Here is an 18,550-nt window from a genome sequence, read left to right as displayed (position 1 = left end):
GTCAAACCGTCACGACGATCTTCCCGACCTGCGCGCCTGCCTCCATGTACCGGTGCGCGTCAGCGATGTCCTCGAACGCGAACGTGCGATCGATCGACGGCTTCAGCGTGCCGGCCGCGAGCCCGTCCGTGATGAAGCGCTTGGCCCGCTCGAGCCGCTGCGGATCGCCGCTGATCTCGAACAGCTCGTAGCCGCGCAGCGTCAGGTGCCGGGCGAGCAGATCCATCACGGGCACCACAATGTCGCGCGTATCGAGCGCGCCGTACTGGAAGAACGTGCCGTGCGGACGCAGCGCGCGCAGCTGGTGAGCCGCATCCGGCCCGCCGACCGGATCGAACGCGATGCGCGCGCCGGTTCCGCCGGTCAATCGCAACACCTCCCGCGTCAGGTCCTCCCCGCTGCCGACGATCACGTGCGCGGCGCCGGCGTCGATCAGCGCCTGACGCTTCGATTCGCTGCGGGTCAACGCGATCGGCACCGCGCCGATATGATTCGCGATCTGGATCGCGGCCTGCCCGACGCTGCTCGACGCCGCGCCGATCAGCACGGCGTCGCCGCGCTGCAGCCCGCCGAGCTCGATCAGCGCGCCGTAGGCCGTGACGAACATCATCCACGTGGCGGCGGCTTCCTCGAACGACAGGCCGTCAGGATGCCTGACGACCGCATGCGCGGGCACGTTGACCCGTTCGCCGTACATCCCGTAGTCGGCAAACGAAAAGGCCGGCACGACGCTCACCGCGTCGCCTTCGGCAAAGCCCGTCACGCCGGGCCCGACCGCCGCGACGACGCCCGCGGCCTCGTAGCCGAGCGTCGCGGGAAAGCGCGGCTCGATCGTGTAGCTGCCGGTCCGGTACATGACTTCCGCGCGATTGAGGCCGATGGCCTTCACGCGAATCTGGATTTCGTCGGCGCCCGGTGCGGGCACGTCGACATCGTCGATCTGCAGCACGTCGGGACCGCCGATGCGGTGAAAGCGAACGACACGGGACATGGATTTCTCCTTCGTTGAACGATGATCGGAACGCGTGGCGGCGCAACGAACGTCGCGGTGCGGGCGACGTGCTGCTGCTTGCCGAAATCGCATCGTGCGATCTCGCGTTTGACGAGGAGAACTGTAGGGCGCGGGCTGCGCGCGATAAACGCGCAACCGCATTACTGATTGTTATTCGACGAATAACAATGCGCAGGAGCAGGCGTCAGGCGGGATAGCGGCGTGCGAACAATTCGGTGAGCCAGTCGACGAACACGCGTACCTTGTCCGGCAGGTGCGTGCGGTTCGGGTACAGCACCGAGACGGGCTTCGGGACGGCCGCGATGCCGGGCAGGATCTCGATCAGCTGGCCCGAGTCGATATACGGTTGCAGCGCGGGCCGCAATGCCTGCACGATGCCGAGGCCGGCGAGCCCGCACGACAGCAGCGCTTCCGAGTTGTTGGTGAGGAGGCTGCTGGCCAGCTTCAGCGTGACGATTTCTCCGGCCGGGCGGAATGCCCACTCCATCACCTTGCGATTCGGTCCGGTGAAGAAGTTGACCGCCCGATGCGCGCGCAGATCGTCCAGCGTGCGCGGCAAGCCGTGACTGGAGACATAGGCGGGGGACGCGCACGTGACCATCGGGATCGTGCCCACGGTGCGCGCGACCATGCTCGAATCCTTCAGCGTGCCGACCCGCACGACGCAATCGATCCCCTCGCCGATCAGGTCCGCCGGCTGATCGCTCGCGCCGAGCACGACCTCGATCTGCGGATAGCGTTGCTGGAAATCCGCCAGCGCCGGGATCACGACCGTCTTCGCGAGCGCGACCGCGATGTCGAGGCGCAGCCGCCCCTTCGGCGCGGTGCGGTGCCGAGGGAACGACGCAAACGCGTCGTCGACGCTCGCGAGCAGTTGAACGCAACGCGTATAGAACGCCTCGCCTTCGGCGGTCGCGCTGACACGGCGCGTGCTGCGGTTCAGCAGCCGGGTGCCGAGTTCCTGCTCGAGTTGCTGCACGGCCTTCGTGACGGCCGGGCGGTGCAGCTGGAGTGCATCTGCGGCTTGCGTGAAGCTGCCGCGTTCGACGATCTGCGCATAGATCTGCATCGCTTGCAGACGGTCCATCGGCATTCCCTGATCTCGTGGCGAACGGCAATCTTCGCATAGCCGCCGATGCACGGCTTGCGCGGAAAGGACATGGGCATCATGCGCGTTCGCGCGGCACGCTGCGGGCGCAGCGGCGCGCCCGCGCGCTGCGCTCATGCAACCGGATGCAGATCCTGCAACAAGGTCGGCACCAGCTCCGATACCGTCGGGTGAATATGCATCGCGCGGCTGATCGTCGTGTACGGCGCATTGGCGGCCATCACGTCGAGCAGTTCGTGCACGACCTCGTCGCCGGTCACGCCGAGAATCGACGCGCCGAGGATCGCCTGGCTGTCCGCATCGACGATCACCTTCATGAAGCCCTGGCTCTCGCCTTTCTCCACAGCGCGGCCGACGCGCGTCATCGGGCGGGTGCCGACCAGCAGCCGGCGTCCCGATTGCATCGCTTCGGTTTGCGTCATCCCGACGCGGCCGAGCGGCGGGTCGATGTACATCGCATACGCGGTGATGCGGTCCGACACCTTGCGCGGATCGTTGTCGAGCAGGTTGGCCGCGACGATCTCGTAGTCGTTGTACGACGTATGCGTGAACGCGCCGCGGCCGTTGCAGTCGCCCATCGCCCAGATGCCGGGCACGCTCGTGCGCAACTGCTCGTCGACGGGGATGTAGCCGTGCGCGTCGGTCGCGATGCCGGCCCGGTCCAGCCCGAGATCGTCGGTGTTCGGCACGCGGCCGACCGCGAGCAGCAGGTGCGAGCCCGCGACCTCGCGCGCACCGGTCGTGCAATCGAGCCCGACGACCACGCGCCCGCCGTCGCGCCGCGCGCTCAGGCAGTTCGCGTCGAGCTGCACGTCGATGCCTTCGTTCTCGAGGATTTCCCGCACGGCCTGCGACACGTCCTCGTCCTCGCGGCGGATCAGGCGCGGGCCTTTCTCGACGACCGTCACGCGCGACCCGAAGCGCCGGTACATCTGGCCGAACTCGAGCCCGACGTAGCTGCCGCCGACGACGATCAGGTGCTCCGGCAGGAAGTCGACGTCCATCATCGTCGAGTTGGTCAGGAAGGACACCTGGTCGAGGCCCGGCATCGGCGGCACCAGCGCGCGGCCGCCGACGTTGATGAAGATCCGTTCCGCTTCGAGCACCGTATCGCCGACGCGGACCGTGCGCGCGCTGTCGAAACGCGCGTGGCCCTGGAACACCGTTGCATGCTCGAGACCGCGCATCCACTGTTCGACGCCGCGGTTCGAGCGCCCGGAGATCTCGTCCTTGCGCGCCTTCACGCGCTTCATGTCGACCGTCACCGGCCCGCCGACCGAGACGCCGTATTCGGCGGCCCGTCGCGCGAGATGCGCGGCATAGGCGCTCGCGATCAGCGTCTTGGTCGGGATGCAGCCGGTGTTCACGCAGGTGCCGCCGAACCGGCCCCGCTCGATCACGGCGACCTTCATGCCCGCGCCGGACAGCCGTGCCGCGAGCGGCGGGCCGGCTTGCCCGGTGCCGATGATGATCGCGTCGAATCGTTGGGTCATCGCGTCCATGCCATCTCCTTCGCTGCAGGTGCGTCGTGGACAACGCGTTACGCAAGCGGCGTGCCCGCCAGTCTGCCGGGCTGCAAGTGCGGTACGCCGACTGCCTATGGTAGACCTGTCGGCCTGCGATCACGACCGGTTCGTGCGCGGCACGTGTGCGCGCATTCCCGGGGTGTCAGTTCTTGCGCCGCCACTGGCTGAACGGAACCGGCTTGCGCGGGTCCGCGCGGGTCGCGTCAACCTCGTCGGGCCGGTCGTCGAGCGGAAACGACGCGGTGAAGATGTCGCTCGAGAACAGCCATTCGCGCGTGCGCGGGTCGTAGCGGAACGTGACGAAGTCGGTCCAGTGCTGACCGCACGCGACGAAATGCTGCACGGTGAAATAGTGTCCCTTCACCGCGAACCCGTCTTCGCCGGCTTCGTCCGGATCGAACGGGTCGCATTGCCCGCCTTCGTTCGCCTGCAGCACGACATGGTCGTTGCGCGCGGCGAGCCGGTATGTGCCGTCGGCCTGCTGTTCGAAGATCAGCAGTGGCCGCGGCGAAGGATCGCTCATTGTGTCGACCGCGCGATGGAGCACGACGAGGTAGCTGTGACGGCCTTGGTCGAGATCGGGACCGGCGACTGCCGCCAGCGTCCGATAGCCGGCCGGCAGTTGCGCCTGCACGGACTTGGGCAGGTCGGCCGCCTGGGCGGCGACGGATAGCGAGGCGACGGCGGATAGTGAGGCGGCGGCGAGCAGGCGGCGCATGGTTACAGGTCTCGCCCGAGAAATTCCGTTCCCTCCACCGGATTGACCGTGACCGGCGGCGCGGACGTGAACCCCAGCGACGCATAGAGGCGGCGCGCGGCGACGAACTCCGGCAGCACGTCGAGGCAGATGCGCGCATAGCCGGCCGCTTTCGCTTCGCGCAGCAGGCGCTCGACGAGCTGGCGGCCGAGCTGCGTGCCGCGCGCGGCGGGGCGCACGTAGACCCGCTTCATCTCGCAGGTCGCCGCATCCACTTCGCGGAAGGCCGCGCAGCCGACGACGTGCGCGCCGTCCCACGCGAGCAGCAGAATCCCGCGCGGCGCCGCATATTTGCCGGGCAGCGCGGCGATTTCGGTTTCGTAGTCCTGGAACTCGAGGCTCACGGTGGCGCTCGCGATGTACTCGCGAAAGATGGCTTCGACGACGGACGCGTCGTCGGGATAGCGGGCAGCGCGGATGTCGATCATGGCGCGTTCGGGATTAATGGGGCGGGGTTTGGCGAGACGCGGCCAGCATATCAGTTCGTGCGGTGGGGTTCCACGTGCCATGCCCGGCGCTGCTGGGCGATCGTTCGACACGGACACGGACACGGACACGGACACGGACACGGGCGAGGGCGAGGGCGAGGGCGAGGCCAAGCCAAGCCAAGCCAAGCCAAGCCAAGCCAAGCGGCCTGCTGCTGCCCACCGCTGCCACCGCTGCCACCGCTGCCACCGCGTCCGGCCGCTTTCGGTCCGGCGGGAAGCGTGCCAGAATCGCCGTTCCGGATCGTTCAGGCATGACGCGTTGGCTCCGGCGGAACGGGGCCGTTATATGGAGGAAATTCCGATGACTGCTTCCGCTGCCGTATTCGGCATCCTGGTCGCGCTGTGGCTGGGCGCGATGATTCCCGGGCCGAGCTTCGTGCTCGTCGCACGCAATTCGATCGGCCTGTCGCGCCGCGACGGTCTCGCGACCGCGCTCGGCATGGGTGCAGGCGGGATCTTCTTCGGCGGCATCGCGCTGGCCGGCCTCTATACGCTGCTGCAGGCGGTCGAGTGGCTGTACGTCGGCCTCAAGGTCGCGGGCGGCGCGTACCTGATCTACATGGCGTCGAAGATCTGGCGCGGCGCGGCCCACCCGATCGCGATGGACGATCCGCAGGCCGCCCATGCGGGCAGCGCGCGCAAGTCGTTCTGGACGGGCCTCACGACCCAGCTCAGCAACCCGAAGACGGCCATCTGGTACGGCAGCATCTTCGCGGCGCTGCTGCCGCAGCATCCGCCGCTGTGGTGCTATCTGGCACTGCCGCCGCTCGTGTTCGGCGTCGAGTTCGGCTGGTACACGATCGTCGCGCTGTGCTTCTCCAGCCGCCGGCCGCGCGAGCTGTACCTGCGCGCGAAGAAGTGGGTCGACCGGATCGCGGCTGGTGCGATCGCCGCGCTCGGCGTGCGGCTGATTCTCACCGCGCCGAAAGCGGGGATCTGACCTGCCGGGCGTCAAGGGCAGGAACGCGGGCACGGCTTACGGCCACGGCCCACGGCCCACGGCCCACGGCCTGCCGGTCGTCGCGCGTGCGGCGGCCGTTGACCTCGAAGCCGGATATCCGGCGGCGCCCGCCGGACTGCCGTTTACGCCGATCGCGCAGCCGACGCCGCCCGCTTCGGCCGCACCCCCCGATCTTCTCCGGCCGCCCCCGATTTCGCTGCCGGCCTTGTGCGGCGGGCGTTCGCGCCGCCGCTACCCGTTCCCCGGCCCGCCCGCCGACCGCAAACTGGCGGTCCACCGCTCGCCGACGTGTAAACTGCTGCCTTTTTGACGGTAGCAGTCATGGTGCAAGCTCCCCCGCGCATGGCATTGAGCGGTCCGACGCTCGTTCGCCTGCTCGCGCGCCTGGCGGACGCCGACGTGCCCGAATCCCGGCAGACGCTCGCGGACCGGTTAAGCCAGTGGCTCGGCTGGACGGACGCGATCACGCTGTCGTCGGCGCTGAACGCGAGCCCGCCCGCCGTCGCCGGCAGCGCGCGCGCGTCCGGCGGCGACGCGGAGCGCGAGTGTGCACGCGTGCGCCACGAACTCGCGCAGGCAATCACCGGCGGCAGCCGGCCCGCCGCCGGCCGGCGCACGGGCGCGCTGCCGGCGCCGCCGGCCGCCGACACGGCCGATTTCGCGGATTTCCGTCAACGCTACCTGTCCCGGCAGCAGGAAATGGAAAACGCAATCGGCCAGTTGCGCGGCCGTCTGCGCGTCGCGCTCGCCGCGCGCACGCCCGGCATGGCGCGGCTCGCGACGCTCGACGCGATCATGGAGCGGGTGCTCGGCGCGCGCGAGCGCAGCCTGCTGGCGACCGTGCCGGCGCTGCTTGGCGCGCATTTCGAGCGACTGCGCGGCGCGGAACGGCAGGCGCTCGCCGACGCCGAGGCATCGGAAGGCGCGGAAGGAAGCGCGGCAGGTACCCCGGCAGGCACCGCGGCAGGCACCACGCCTGTCGCCCCCGGCGCCTGGCTGGACGTATTCCGCGCGGATATGCGCAGCGTCCTGCTCGCCGAACTGGAAATCCGGTTTCAACCGGTGGAAGGGCTGCTCGCAGCGCTTCGCACCAGCTAATCAACACGTTATGTCCAGAATTCGTTTTGATCTCGTTGTATTCGTGGCCGGTCTGATCGCGGTGTGCTGGATCGGCGCCGGCTATGTCGTGTCGAATCCGCTGGCGTCGGCCGTCACGCTGCTGATCGGCGCCTGCTATCTCGCCGGCGCGTTCGAACTGTGGCGCTACCGGCAGGCCACCGCGACGCTCTCGCGCGCCGTGGCCGGCCTGTCGGAGCCGCCGCCGAAGCTCGACGCGTGGCTCGACACGCTGCACCCGGGCCTGCGCAGCGCGGTGCGCGCGCGCATCGAAGGCGCACGCGTGGCGCTGCCGGGGCCGGCGCTCACGCCGTACCTGGTCGGCCTGCTCGTGCTGCTCGGCATGCTCGGCACGCTGCTCGGGATGGTCGTGACGCTGAAGGGCACCGGCGCGGCGCTGGAAAGCGCGACCGACCTCGACGCGATCCGCGCGTCGCTGATCGCGCCGGTCAAGGGGCTCGGGTTCGCGTTCGGCACGTCGATCGCCGGCGTCGCGACGTCCGCGATGCTCGGCCTGCTGTCCGCGCTGGTCCGCCGCGAGCGGATCGACGCCGTGCAGCAGCTCGACGCGAAGATCGCGACGACGCTGCGCGTCCATTCGTCCGCGCATCAGCGCGACGAATCGTTCCGGCTCCTGCAGCAGCAGGCCGACGTGATGCCGGCGCTGGTCGACCGGCTGCAGACGATGATGACGACGCTCGAGCAGCGCAGCGTCGCGCTGCACGCGCAGCAGCTCGACAACCAGCAGGCGTTCTTCGACCGGACCGAGCAGGCATATGCACGGCTCGCGTCGAGCGTCGGGCAGTCGCTGCAGGACAGCGCCGCCGAGAGCGCGCGGGTGGCCGGCGCCGCGCTGCAGCCGGTCATGGAAGCGACGATGGCGGGGCTCGAGCGCGAAATGGCCGTGATGCGCGACACCGTCACGCACGCGGTCGAGCGGCAGCTGGACGGCCTGTCGAACGGCTTCGAGGCGACCACGGCCAACGTGACGGGCATCTGGAACCGCGCGCTGGCCGATCATCAGCGCACGAACGAGGCGGCCGCCGAGCATCTGCGTGGCGCGCTCGGGCAGTTCACCGACACGTTCGCGCAGCGTTCGACCGCGCTGGTGGACGGCGTCGCGACGCGTCTCGAAGCAACCGAGCAGCGCATGTCGGACGCATGGAACCACGCGCTGTCGCGGCAGGAGCAGGTCGGCGAGACGCTGGCCGGTCACAACGCACGCGCGCTGGAGGCGGCCGCGGCGACGTTCGAGCAGCATTCGGCGTCGCTGCTGCGCACGGTGGGCGACTCGCATGCGGGGCTGCAGACGGACCTGGCGTCGCGCGACGAAGCGCGGCTGGCGGCGTGGACCGCGTCGCTCGCGGCAATGTCGGCCGCACTGCGCGACGAGTGGGCGCAGACGAGCGCAAGCAACACGAGCCGTCAGCAAGCGATCTGCGATGCGCTCGCGCAAACCACGCGCGACATCACGGCTCAAGCCGCGACGTTCGAACAGCATTCGGCATCGCTGCTGCGCACGATGAGCGACTCGCATACGGGGCTGCAAACCGAACTGGCATCGCGCGACGAAGCGCGGCTGGCGGCATGGACCGCATCGCTCGCGGCGATGTCCGCGGCATTGCGCGACGAGTGGGCACAGACGAGCGCAAGCAATACGACTCGCCAGCAAGAGATCTGCGACGCGCTCGCGCAAACCACGCGCGACATCACCGCGCAAGCCGCGACGTTCGAACAGCATTCGGCATCGCTGCTGCACACGATGTGCGAATCGCACACGAATCTGCAGACGGAACTGGCGTCGCGCGACGAGCAGCGCCTGTCGGCATGGACCGATTCGCTCGCGTCGATCGCGGCCAAGCTGAGCGACGAATGGGAGCAGGCGAGCACGCATGCCGCGACGCGCCAGCAGGACATCTGCGACGCGATCGAGCAAACCACGCGCGACCTCACCGCACAGGCCGCGACATTCGAACAGCATTCGGCCGCGCTGCTGAACACGATCGGCGACTCGCACGCGAACCTGCAGACGGAACTGGCGTCGCGCGACGAACAGCGTCTGTCGGCATGGACGGACGCGCTCGCGTCGATGGCGGCCGCGCTTCGCGACGAATGGGCGCAGACGAGCGCGCACGCGGCGACGCGCCAGCAGGACATCTGCGACACGCTCGCGCGCGCCGCGAACGACATCACCGCGCAGGCGCAGGCGCACGCGAGCGACACGATCAACGAAATCTCGCGCCTCGTGCAGGCCGCATCGGAGGCGCCGAAGGCCGCGGCCGAAGTCGTCGCCGAACTGCGCCAGCGCCTGTCGGACAGCATGGTCCGCGACACCGCGATGCTCGACGAGCGCAGCCGCCTGCTGGCGACGCTCGAAACGCTGCTCGACGCGGTCAACCACGCATCGACCGAACAGCGCAGCGCGGTCGACGCGCTGGTCGGCACGTCGGCCGACCTGCTGGAGCGCGTCGGTGCGCGCTTCAACGACACGGTCGATGGGCAAACCCGCAAGCTCGACACCGTTGCTGCGCAGGTGACGGCGGGCGCGGTCGAGGTCGCGAGCCTCGGCGATGCGTTCGGGATGGCCGTGCATGCGTTCGGCGAGTCGAACGACAAGCTGCTGTCCCACCTGCAGCGGATCGAAGCCGCGCTCGAGAAATCCCTCGTGCGCAGCGACGAGCAGCTCGAGTACTACGTCGCGCAGGCGCGCGAAGTGATCGACCTGAGCATGATGTCGCAGAAGCAGATCGTCGAGGACCTGCAGCATCTCGCCGGCCGGCGAGCGTCGGTCGGAGCGTAACGCATGCACGACGAAATCGACGGCGGCGCGGAATCGGCCGCGCCGGTCTGGCCCGCGTTTGCCGACCTGATGTCGGTGCTGCTCGGCGCGTTCGTGCTGATCCTCGTCGGCGTGATCGGCATGCAGCTTCAGGTGACGTCGAAGCTCGAGGAAGCGATCAAGCAGCGCCAGCAGGAAGCGCAGCAGCGCAAGCTGCTCGAGCAGGCGCTCGCGGGTCCGCTCGCGGCTGGCCGCGTGACGCTCGTGAACGGGCGCATCGGCATCAGCGGCAACGTGCTGTTCGCGCTGAACTCCGACCAGCTCCAGCCGGAAGGCCAGGCGCTGCTGAAGACGCTGGCGGGCCCGCTGGCCGCATACCTGAAGACGCGCGACGAGATCCTGATGATCAGCGGCTTCTCCGACGACCAGCAGGTGCGGGCCGGCAACCGCCTGTTCGCGGACAACTGGGAACTGTCGGCCAAGCGCGCGCTGACGGTCACGCGCGCGCTGATCGACGCGGGCGTGCCCGCATCGTCGGTGTTCGCGGCCGCGTTCGGCTCGCAGCAGCCGGTCAGCGCAAACAAGGACGAAGCCGGGCGCGCGAAGAACCGCCGCGTCGAGATCGCGCCGGTGCCGCGCCAGTCCGCATCGAATGGTGGCCACCGTGTGCAGTGACGCGACGGCGCCGCGTGCGACGCTCGACGCATGGCGCGAGCGTGGCGAGCATCGGCTGGACCCTGTGCGCTTTCATCTGATGGACGCACTGGAGCGGCGCGCGGCCGGCCATGACGGCGACGCGCGCCGCCTGCTCGACGCGCGGCTCGCGACGCTGCTGGCCGGCTATGCCGATGACGTCGCACGTGCGTCGTCGAATGCCGGTGATACCGGCGATACCTGCAATACCGGCGAATCGAGCGATTCCGCGGCCGATTCCCCGTCCGATCCGGCGCCGGGCAAACCGGCGCGCGGCGCGTTGGCGGGGCTCGTCGATCGCGTCGCGCGCGATGCGCAGGCGGACCGGGCCGGCATCGATCCGGCCATGATCGAGTATTTCCGCGCGACGTGGTCGAAGGTCCGTACCGAGAAGCAATACCGGCAGGCGCTCGATCAGGTGCCGCGCAATGCGGGCCCGCTCAATTCGAACAGCCTCGTGCACCGGTCGCTGTCGCTGATGCGCGACCTGTCACCGGGGTATCTGCAGCAATTCCTGTCGTATGTCGACGCGCTGTCGTGGCTCGAAGACATCACCGGCGGCGGCGCGCAGCCGGAGAAGGAAGCGCCGCGCGCGAAGGGCGTGAAGAAGGCGGCGCGGGGGAAGGCGCGGTAGTGCCTTATGCGTGCGACGGACAACCGTCGCGCGTTCTTCCCGCGCGCCGCGATCGCGTCCAGCCGGCACGCGCACGCGCACGGACTGGTGGCAGTACAGCCGCCGCCGCGCGTCAGACGTCCGAACGCTTCAACCGCATCGACACCGAGAACCGCTCGGCGGGGTGCACGCTCACCGATACCTCGAACGCGGTGCCCGTCGAATCGATGTAACGCCGCACGATCTCGAGCGCGGCGGTGCCCGCTTCCGCCTGAAGCCGTTCCGCCATCTCCGCCGACAGGTTCACCGCCTGCACGTTCTGCTGGATTTCCGCGACACAGCGGCCGTAGCGCGCCTCGATCAGCGCGCTGATCAGCGTATCGGGCTCGTTGCGGGCCGTCTCGGCCACTTCGGCATAGGCCGGATCGATATAGACGTCGGTCCAGCCGACGGGCTCGTGCGTCCGGTCGCGCGCGACGCGCAGGCTCGAAATGCGCAGCCACTGCGTGCCCGCGTCGCAGTCGAGCAGCTTGCCGAGCTTGGCCGTCACCGCGACCGCCTCGACCGCCTGCACGACGCGCAAATGGTCGGTGCCGAACTGCACGAGATCGTCCACCGACGCGAGCGACGGCCGGAAATCGTTGGTCGGGTGCGTCGACTCGACCCGCGTCCCCGCGTTCTTGCGGCGCGATACCAATCCCAACTGTTGAAGCTCATGCAGCGCCGCGCGGATCGTATGCCGGCTGGTGTTGTACCGGTCGCGCAATTCGAGTTCGGTCGGCAGGTACGAGCCGACCGGGAAGCGGCCGGCCGCGATCCCTTCGGTCAGCTCGCGCGCGATCTCGGCGAAATGGGGTCTGTTCATTGTCGATGGAAAACGGTGCCGCCCGCGGCGTGGCTGCCGCGGTTCAGGGTAAATCATAGCTTGAACAATATGTCCGGACATAATACTTTAAATATGTCCGGACATATTCGATGCCGTCGAGGCTTCGCGGGTCCGGTTCTTCCGTTCATTCCTGTGTTTCCCGAGGTCGCCCAAGTGAGCCGCAACATGCCTGTTTCCAGTACCGTCGTCGATTCCATCCTGTTCCGTGACGCGTTCGGCACCGCGAAGATGCGCGCGCTGTTTTCGGACCACGCGCTGGTGCAGCGCTACATCGACGTCGAAGTCGCGCTCGCGAAAGCCGAGGCGCGCGTCGGCGTGATTCCCGCCGACGCCGCCGACGTGATCGCGCGCGAATCGTCGATCGAGCGCATCGATTTCGACCACATGCGCGACGAGACCGACATCGTCGGCTACCCGATCCTGCCGCTCGTGCACCAGCTCGTCGCGATGTGCGGCGACGCGGGCCGCTACGTGCACTGGGGCGCGACGACGCAGGACATCATGGATACGGCCGTCGCGCTGCAGGTGCGCGACGCGCTCGATTCGATCGACGGCGACATTCGCGAGCTGCGCGGCATCCTGGCCGGCCTCGCGCTGAAGCATCGCGATACGGCGATGGCGGGGCGCACGCACCTGCAGCAGGCATTGCCGGTCACGTTCGGCTACAAGGCCGCGATCTGGCTCGGGATGTTCGATCGGCACCAGCAGCGGCTCGCGGAGCTGCGTTCGCGGGTGGCGGTGGTGGAATTCGCGGGCGCGGCCGGCACGCTCGCGTCGCTCGGCGACAAGGGCTTCGACGTCCAGCGTGCGCTGGCCGACGAGCTCGGGCTCGGCGTGCCCGCGACGACCTGGCACGTCGCGCGCGACGGCTTCGCCGAAGCGGTGAACCTGCTCGCGCTGATCACGGGTTCGCTCGGCAAGATCGCGATCGACATCATGATCATGGCGTCGAACGAATTCGCCGAAGTGTACGAGCCGTTCGTCAAGGGGCGGGGCGCGAGCAGCACGATGCCGCAAAAGCGCAATCCGATCTCCAGCGAACTGATGCTCGCGGCCGCGAAGGCCGTGCGCCAGCACGCGGGCCTGATGGTCGACGCGATGATCCAGGACTTCGAACGCGCGACGGGCCCGTGGCATGCGGAGTGGATCGCGATTCCCGAGAGCTTCATTCTGAGCTCGGGCGCGCTGCACCAGGCGAAATTCGCGCTCGGCGGGCTGATCGTCGACGCGGACCGCATGAAGCACAACCTCGGCATCAGCAAGGGGCTGATCGTCGCCGAGGCCGCGATGATGCAGATCGCGCCATTCACCGGCCGCCAGCAGGCGCACGACCTCGTGTACGACGCGTGCCGCGCCGTGAACGAAGCCGGCGGCACGCTCGCCGACGCGCTCGCGGCGCTGCCCGAGGTCACGCGCCATTTCGATCGCGCCGCGATCGACCGCATGACGGACCCCGCGAACTATCTGGGCCTCGCGCCGCAGATGGTCGACCGGGCCATCGAACTGTCGCGCGCGATCTGAGCGGACGGCGTGGAGGAGACACCCATCATGAACACCCCGAACCCAGCAGGCGGCCATGTCGCCGCTCCGCTTCCGAAGCGGCCGTGGTACCGGAAGCTCGGCATGCAGGTCCTGGCTTCTCTCGTGCTCGGCATCGCCGTCGGGCTCGTGTTTCCGAAGTTCGGCGCGCAGCTCAAGATACTCGGCGACGTGTTTCTCGCGCTGATCAAGGCCGGCGTCGCGCCGTTGGTATTCCTGACGATCGTGCACGGCATCGCGTCGGCGGGCGACGTGAAGAGCGCGGGCCGGGTCGGCTGGCGCTCGATCGTCTACTTCGAAATCGTGTCGACGGTCGCGCTCGCGATCGGCCTGCTGGCCGGCAACCTGCTCGGCACCGGCAAGGGGATGACCGCCGTGTCGGCGGGCGCGATGCCGATCGCCGCGGCGAAGGTGGCGCCGCAGGGGTTCCATGAATTCGTGATGCATCTCGTGCCGGACAACTTCATCGGCGCATTCGCGAAGGGCGAGCTGCTGCAGGTGGTCGTGCTCGCAGTGATGATCGGCATCGGCATCCTCGCGATTCCGGAAGGGCGGCGCGCACGGATCAACGACGGGCTCGACCAGATCTCGGAGGTGCTGTTCTCGTTCATCAACCTCGTGATGAAGCTCGCGCCGCTCGGCACGTTCGGTGCCGTCGCCTTCGCGGTCGGCAGCAACGGCACCGCCGTGCTGGTCGCGCTCGCGCAGCTCGTGCTGAGCTTCTATGCGGTCATCGTGCTGTTCATCGTTGTCGTGATGGGGCTCATCGCGAAGCTCGCGGGCTTCAGCATGCTGCGCTTCATGCGCTATATCAAGGATGAAATCCTGATCGTGCTCGGCACCGCGTCGTCCGAAAGCGCGTTGCCGCGGCTGCTGATCAAGCTCGAACGGCTCGGCTGCGCGAAGCAGACGGTCGGGCTCGTGCTGCCGACGGGCTATGCGTTCAATCTCGACGGCACGTCGATCTTCATGTCGATGGGCGTGATGTTCATCGCGCACGCGTACAACGTGCCGCTCACGCTCGAACACCAGCTCGGCATCCTGCTGCTGATGCTGCTGACGTCGAAGGGCGCGGCCACCGTGTCCGGCGGATCGTTCGTCGTGTTCGCCGCGACCGTGACATCGACGGGCGTGCTGCCGGTCGAAGGGCTCGCGGTGATCTTCGGCGTCTACCGCTTCATGTCGATGGCGATCGCAACGTGCAACACGATCGGCAACAGCCTCGCCACCGTGGTCGTCGCGAAGTGGTCGGGCACGTTCGACACCGAGCGCGCGCAGCGCCACCTGTATCCGGAGCGCTATCCGGACATCGCGCGCGCGGACGAGCAGCTCGATGACGGCAACCTGCTGCCGGAAGACATGAACGACGCGAATGCGCATCCGCATGGCATTCCGCTGAAGCGGGCGGGCGTGTCGCGCTGAGCGGAACGTTCAGGTCGGGTCGCCGGCCGGCGCGACGGCAGCGGCGGCGTCGAGCAGCGCCGCGTTGTACGAGCGGGACCGGAGGCTGCCGCAGAGCGCAACGATGTCGACGCGCGGGCGGGTGTTGCGTGGGGATTCGGTCGGCATGGACGGAGAGCCTGGGGCAATGACGCGTGTTGATGCGCAGCGCGCGGTTGCGGGATTATCGCATTGCATTGGCGAAATCCGGGTCGGATGGCATCGTCAGATAGCACCCCGTTGCGCCGTCGGCTTCACCGGCTTGCCGCCACCTCTCTGCCTGACCGAACGATAACCGCGTCGCGATTCGCCGCTGTCCGGCGGCCCCGTGCCATCTACGGAATAACCCTGTCGACAGCGCCGCGATAAGAAAATTAGATGGACATCCGTGCCAGATTCGGCACATTCCCCGCAGGCCCGAAACCTACAATCCAACCTGTCCGATTCGAAAGACGTGGTGGATTCAAATGACTGACAAGGCAATGCTGGTGGTAAGCGCGCACAGCGCGGATTTCGTGTGGCGCGCGGGCGGTGCGATCGCGCTGCACAAGAAAAACGGATACCGGGTCAAGGTGGTCTGCCTGTCGTTCGGCGAGCGGGGTGAATCTGCGAAGCTGTGGCGCAAGGGCGAGATGACGCTCGACCGCGTGAAGGCGGCACGGCGTGACGAAGCGCTGCGCGCGGCGGAAATCCTCGGCGCCGAAGTCGAATTCTTCGATCTCGGCGATTACCCGCTGCGCGTCGACGACGACGCGCTGCTGCGTCTCGTCGACGTGTATCGCGATGTCCAGCCCGCATTCGTGCTGAGCCATTCGCAGAAGGACCCGTACAACTTCGACCACCCGCTCGCGATGCACGTGACGCAGGAAGCGCGGATCATCGCGCAGGCCGAGGGTCACAATCCCGGGCAGAAAATCGTCGGCGCGCCGCCCGTCTACGCGTTCGAGCCGCACCAGACCGAGCAGTGCGACTGGGTGCCGAACACGTTCCTCGACATCACCGACGTGTGGGACATCAAGCGCCAGGCAATCGAATGCATGGCCGGGCAGGAGCACCTGTGGGAGTACTACACGCGCGTCGCGCTGCAGCGCGGCGTGCAGGCGAAGCGCAACATCGGCATCACCGCCGCGCGTGACATCAAATACGCGGAAGGCTACATGCGCCTGACGCCGGCCGTCACCGGGGACCTGTCATGAAGCGCGGCATCGTCGTTACCGATATCGCGCGTCCGGACGCGCGCCATGTCGCGGTGCTGCAGCAGGCCGGCGTCGCGACCGTCCACGAAGCGCAGAGCCGGCTCGGCCTGCTCGCCGCTTACCTGCGGCCGATATACGCGGGCGCGGCGATCGCCGGCCCGGCCGTCACGGTGCTCGTGCCGCCGTCAGACAACTGGATGCTGCACGTCGCGGTCGAGCAATGCCGCGACGGCGACGTGCTGGTCGTCGCGCCGACGTCGCCGTGCGACGACGGCTACTTCGGCGAGCTGCTCGCGACGTCGCTGGCGGCGCGTGGCGTGCGCGGGCTCGTGATCGATGCCGGCTGCCGTGACGTGCGCGCGCTGCAGCACATGCAGTTCCCCGTCTGGTCGAAAGCCGTGTCCGCGCAGGGCACGGTGAAGGAAACGCTCGGCTCGGTGAACGTGCCGGTCGTCTGCGCGCAGCAGATCGTGCATCCGGGCGATGTCGTGGTGGCGGACGACGACGGTGTCGTCGTCGTGCCGTTCGCCGATGTCGAACGCGTGGCCGAGGCCGCGCAGGCGCGGATCGAGAAGGAAGTGCGCACGCGCGCGGTGCTTGCGACCGGCAAGCTCGGCCTCGACCATTACGGAATGCGCGAGCGCCTCGCGGAGAAGGGGCTGCGCTACGTCGCGTCGCTGCAGGCTCGTTGAGGAGGCGGAGCGTGGCTACGAGTCTCGTCCAGACCCGCATTCCGTGCATGCTGATCCGCGGCGGCACGTCGAAGGGCGCGTTCTTTCTCGCGTCGGACCTGCCTGCGGAACCGGCCGTGCGCGATCGCGTGCTGCTCGCCGCGATGGGCTCGCCGGACCCGCGCCAGATCGACGGCATCGGCGGCGCCGATCCGCTGACGAGCAAGGTCGCGATCGTGTCGCGCGCGACCCGGCCCGACGCCGACGTCGATTACCTGTTCGTGCAGGTGGTCGTCGACGAAGCGCGCGTCGACGTCGGGCAAAACTGCGGGAACATCCTTGCCGGCGTCGGGCCGTTTGCGATCGAGCGCGGCCTTGTCAGCGCGCAGGACGGCGTCACGCAGGTCGCGATCCACATGGTGAACACGGGCCAGATCGCGGTGGCGACCGTCTCGACGCCGGGCGGACGCGTGACCTACGAAGGCGACGCGCGCATCGACGGCGTGCCGGGCACGGCCGCCGCGATCCCGCTCGCGTTCCGCGATACCGCGGGCTCGACGTGCGGCACGCTGCTGCCGACCGGCCGTGCGCGCGACACGGTGCTGGGCGTCGACGTCACGTGCATCGACAACGGGATGCCGCTCGTGCTGATCCGCGCGCAGGATCTCGGCCGCACGGGCTACGAGACGCGCGGCGAACTCGATGCGGATGACGAACTGAAAGCGCGCATCGAGGCGATCCGGCTCGCGGTTGGGCCGATGATGAATCTCGGCGATGTTGCCGCGCGCACGGTGCCGAAGATGTGTCTGGTGGCGCCGCCGCAGGCCGGCGGCGCGATCAGCACGCGCAGTTTCATTCCGCACCGCTGCCACGCGTCGATCGGCGTGCTCGGCGCGGTCAGCGTCGCGACGGCCGCCGTGCTGCCCGGCACGGTGTGCGACGGCCTGACGGCGGGCGCGGCGGACGGTGCGTGGCGGCGCGTGTCGGTCGAGCATCCGACCGGCGAGTTCACGGTCGAGCTGACGCTGACAGGCGAACCCGAGCGGCCGGAAGTCGCGAGCGCGGCGTTGCTGCGCACCGCGCGCTGGCTGTTCGACGGGCAGGTTGCCGTGCCGCATGCGGTGTGGGACGGCGAGGGCGGCCGGCGCTGAAGCGGCCGGCGTGCGGCGCAACGACGTTACTCTACTACTTCCGTGAGCGGCGCTTTTCGCCATTGCGTGCTCCGTTGCAGCCGGCACTTCATGCTTGCGTGAACGTCCAGCAACATATTTTGACTATTTCCTGATTGTCGGGATGCGGTGCGTCACCCGAACGATTTGCATCTGAAACGGGAATGATATGGAATCTGTATCAGTAAATTCCTGTCAATTGTGATCAGAAGGCGAGGGATTTATTAGAAGTCACGGGTTGCGATCAGATAAGTACTAGAAATCACGCTCCCCTGAATCTTTGACGTCTGGCATTTGGTGACGGTTGCCTTATGGTTCCCTGACGATTGCGTTGCTATTGTTCATCGGTCCAAGAAAGACACCCATGAAGGACGATGAACAAAGAGACCTACCGTCTGGTGTACTCCAGATTCCGGGGAATGGTGGTGGCCGTTGAAGAGACGGCGGCTGCCACGGGGAAATCCGCTTCAGGCGAGAGCCGTGCCGGCCGTCGCGCGTCGGGCGGAACGGGTTTGCTGATCGTTGCCGCGTCGCTGGCGGCCGCGCCGACAATCGCACCGGCGCAGATCGTGCCGACACCCGGCACCAGTACGCAA

General features: G+C 68.3%; 17 protein-coding genes and 1 pseudogene. 11 read left to right on the top strand and 7 right to left on the bottom strand.

The window, feature by feature from the left end:
• Nucleotide 1 precedes the first annotated feature (1 nt).
• The 5 genes from ACV229_RS29780 to ACV229_RS29760 all read right to left on the bottom strand — a co-directional run bounded on the left by ACV229_RS29780 (nt 2) and on the right by ACV229_RS29760 (nt 4,831).
• The gene (locus tag ACV229_RS29780; RefSeq protein WP_448086665.1) at nt 2–991 is read right to left on the bottom strand and encodes a zinc-dependent alcohol dehydrogenase family protein; all 990 of its coding nucleotides are present in this window, start codon (nt 989–991) and stop codon (nt 2–4) included.
• Nucleotides 992–1,196: 205 nt separating this feature from the next.
• Nucleotides 1,197–2,099, bottom strand: coding sequence for a LysR substrate-binding domain-containing protein (locus tag ACV229_RS29775; RefSeq protein WP_448086664.1), 903 nt, complete (start codon nt 2,097–2,099; stop codon nt 1,197–1,199).
• A 134-nt stretch (nt 2,100–2,233) separates the two neighbouring features.
• Nucleotides 2,234–3,613, bottom strand: a complete 1,380-nt coding sequence (locus tag ACV229_RS29770; RefSeq protein ID WP_448086756.1) for an FAD-containing oxidoreductase — start codon at nt 3,611–3,613, stop codon at nt 2,234–2,236.
• Between the two features lie 175 nt (nt 3,614–3,788).
• Nucleotides 3,789–4,364 (bottom strand): hypothetical protein, encoded by a 576-nt coding sequence (locus ACV229_RS29765; protein WP_448086663.1) that lies wholly within the window; start codon nt 4,362–4,364, stop codon nt 3,789–3,791.
• Between the two features lie 2 nt (nt 4,365–4,366).
• Nucleotides 4,367–4,831 carry an N-acetyltransferase family protein gene (locus ACV229_RS29760; protein WP_448086662.1) on the bottom strand — a complete coding sequence of 155 codons (465 nt, stop codon included), beginning with the start codon at nt 4,829–4,831 and terminating at the stop codon, nt 4,367–4,369.
• A gap of 361 nt (nt 4,832–5,192) precedes the next feature.
• On the opposite strand from ACV229_RS29760, the gene ACV229_RS29755 reads away from it, so the two are divergent.
• The 5 genes from ACV229_RS29755 to ACV229_RS29735 all read left to right on the top strand — a co-directional run bounded on the left by ACV229_RS29755 (nt 5,193) and on the right by ACV229_RS29735 (nt 11,074).
• Nucleotides 5,193–5,831, top strand: a complete 639-nt coding sequence (locus ACV229_RS29755) for a LysE family translocator (protein ID WP_448086661.1) — start codon at nt 5,193–5,195, stop codon at nt 5,829–5,831.
• A gap of 342 nt (nt 5,832–6,173) precedes the next feature.
• Nucleotides 6,174–6,950: a DUF3348 domain-containing protein gene (locus ACV229_RS29750; protein ID WP_448086660.1), complete on the top strand. Its 777-nt coding sequence runs from the start codon at nt 6,174–6,176 to the stop codon at nt 6,948–6,950.
• A gap of 10 nt (nt 6,951–6,960) precedes the next feature.
• Complete coding sequence (locus tag ACV229_RS29745; RefSeq protein ID WP_448086659.1) at nt 6,961–9,768, top strand: DUF802 domain-containing protein; 2,808 nt, start codon at nt 6,961–6,963, stop codon at nt 9,766–9,768.
• Between the two features lie 3 nt (nt 9,769–9,771).
• A complete protein-coding gene (locus ACV229_RS29740) occupies nt 9,772–10,422 on the top strand; it encodes an OmpA family protein (RefSeq protein ID WP_448086658.1) in 651 nt (216 codons plus the stop codon).
• Nucleotides 10,412–11,074 carry a DUF2894 domain-containing protein gene (locus ACV229_RS29735; protein WP_448086657.1) on the top strand — a complete coding sequence of 221 codons (663 nt, stop codon included), beginning with the start codon at nt 10,412–10,414 and terminating at the stop codon, nt 11,072–11,074. Before ACV229_RS29740 ends, ACV229_RS29735 begins: the two co-directional genes overlap by 11 nt.
• 112 nt (nt 11,075–11,186) lie before the next feature.
• Here the strand turns inward: ACV229_RS29735 and ACV229_RS29730 are convergent, their stop codons facing one another.
• Entirely contained in the window at nt 11,187–11,918 is a 732-nt protein-coding gene (locus ACV229_RS29730) for a GntR family transcriptional regulator (RefSeq protein ID WP_448086656.1), read from the bottom strand.
• A 186-nt stretch (nt 11,919–12,104) separates the two neighbouring features.
• On the opposite strand from ACV229_RS29730, the gene ACV229_RS29725 reads away from it, so the two are divergent.
• Nucleotides 12,105–13,460 (top strand): class-II fumarase/aspartase family protein, encoded by a 1,356-nt coding sequence (locus ACV229_RS29725; protein WP_448086655.1) that lies wholly within the window; start codon nt 12,105–12,107, stop codon nt 13,458–13,460.
• Nucleotides 13,461–13,487: 27 nt separating this feature from the next.
• Nucleotides 13,488–14,900: a cation:dicarboxylate symporter family transporter gene (locus tag ACV229_RS29720; RefSeq protein WP_448086654.1), complete on the top strand. Its 1,413-nt coding sequence runs from the start codon at nt 13,488–13,490 to the stop codon at nt 14,898–14,900.
• Nucleotides 14,901–14,921: 21 nt separating this feature from the next.
• Here ACV229_RS29720 and ACV229_RS29715 read toward each other — a convergent pair.
• Nucleotides 14,922–15,047, bottom strand: a pseudogene (locus tag ACV229_RS29715) (FMN reductase); the annotation flags it as partial.
• A 338-nt stretch (nt 15,048–15,385) separates the two neighbouring features.
• On the opposite strand from ACV229_RS29715, the gene ACV229_RS29710 reads away from it, so the two are divergent.
• From ACV229_RS29710 to ACV229_RS29695, 4 genes are all read left to right on the top strand, one after another.
• Nucleotides 15,386–16,114: a PIG-L deacetylase family protein gene (locus ACV229_RS29710; protein WP_448086653.1), complete on the top strand. Its 729-nt coding sequence runs from the start codon at nt 15,386–15,388 to the stop codon at nt 16,112–16,114.
• Nucleotides 16,111–16,806, top strand: a complete 696-nt coding sequence (locus tag ACV229_RS29705) for a 4-carboxy-4-hydroxy-2-oxoadipate aldolase/oxaloacetate decarboxylase (protein WP_448086652.1) — start codon at nt 16,111–16,113, stop codon at nt 16,804–16,806. The genes ACV229_RS29710 and ACV229_RS29705 overlap by 4 nt, the downstream gene beginning before the upstream one ends.
• 11 nt (nt 16,807–16,817) lie before the next feature.
• Nucleotides 16,818–17,936, top strand: coding sequence for a 4-oxalomesaconate tautomerase (locus ACV229_RS29700; RefSeq protein ID WP_448086651.1), 1,119 nt, complete (start codon nt 16,818–16,820; stop codon nt 17,934–17,936).
• A 392-nt stretch (nt 17,937–18,328) separates the two neighbouring features.
• Nucleotides 18,329–18,550, top strand: a 222-nt coding sequence (locus ACV229_RS29695; protein WP_448086650.1) for an ESPR domain-containing protein, incomplete at its 3' end; no start/stop codon positions are given.

This window comes from Burkholderia sp. MR1-5-21 (assembly GCF_053427715.1).
The sequence above is the reverse complement of the archived record's forward strand: the minus strand, read 5'-3'. Positions and strand labels throughout refer to the sequence as shown.